At 47.6% G+C, this 1165-nt stretch carries 1 protein-coding gene; it reads left to right on the top strand.

Features of this window, described 5'->3' with window-relative positions; all coding sequences use genetic code 11:
• A partial coding sequence (locus tag BM213_RS14380; RefSeq protein ID WP_341864923.1) for an ISLre2 family transposase occupies positions 1-1165 on the top strand: 1165 nt, incomplete at both ends.

Below are 1165 nucleotides of genomic sequence, written 5' to 3'. Positions count from 1 at the left end.
GCTTGACATTAAAAGAGATCGAACAGTCTTTATTTAGACATATGCAAAAACAATATGGTCATCTCCTTCAACAGGTGTTGGAGGAGATCGACCGCACATTGGCAGAACAGCGGGACAAGAAACGATATGCGCTCAAAGATAAGCGGACGATCCGACTCCAAACGCTATTTGGAGAGGTGGAAGTGAAGCGAAACTACTACTTTGACCGTGAAAAAAAGGTGTATACGTCTTTACTCGATGTCTTTCTTCAGTTCGATGGGGCGCATGGAGTGAGTCCGCTATTAGAGGAGACAGCGATTCATCTCGCCGTGACGGGTTCTTCGTATCGACAGGCTGCGCAGTCGCTTGAAAAGCTGGTGGGGTATGCATGTATGAGTCACGAAACGATTCGCCAGTCCATCATCGAGGCAGAGGTGGAAGGGCACCGTGCGATGGAGAAAAAAGGGCGCGTGTTTTTTATCGAAGCAGACGGGTTGTACGTGAAACGTCAACGAAGCCGCATCAAAGGAAAAGAAGAAAAGATCATCACGATTCACCAAGGATGGGAGAAAAACGGGAAACGCGTATCCTTAGTGAATCGACGGTATATGGTTCATCAAACGAATGAACCGATTTGGGAAGCTGTAGAGAATTTTCTGATGAAGGAATACAGCTATGATCCGTTTGAGGATTGGGTGGTCATCAATGGAGATGGAGCCCCATGGATTACAGCGTGTCGAGAATATTTCGGGGACAGGGGGTACTTTCAGCTTGATCGGTTCCATGTGGCAAGAGAGATTCGTCAATTGTTCCGAGGTCATGCGAGATATCGGGTGATTCGAAAGAAGTTAGCATCATGGGATGAAGAAGGTGTGTTACGAGAACTCACAAGTGCCATCGGTACGTTAGAACATGAGGAGAAGGAAAAGCAACTCGAGGCGCTTGTTCGTCGAATCGAGGAGATACCAGGATGTTTACGTGACTATCGCGTATGGTTGAAGGAAAAAGGGATTGACACGACAAACATGAGGGCGATGGGGAGTGCGGAAGGAACGATGCATGTGTTTGCGAAACGAAGTAAAAACGGTCGAAGTTGGAGGGATGCAGGGATTGAAGCGATGTTGCGAGCGATCGTCGCGATAAAAGATACGTTACTCATTCGGACACGCGATGGAGTGATGTATGG

Origin of the sequence: Anoxybacillus pushchinoensis (genome assembly GCF_900111795.1) — a bacterium.
Taxonomy (GTDB): domain Bacteria; phylum Bacillota; class Bacilli; order Bacillales; family Anoxybacillaceae; genus Anoxybacillus; species Anoxybacillus pushchinoensis.
This window is presented reverse-complemented; position numbering and strand designations above follow the sequence as displayed.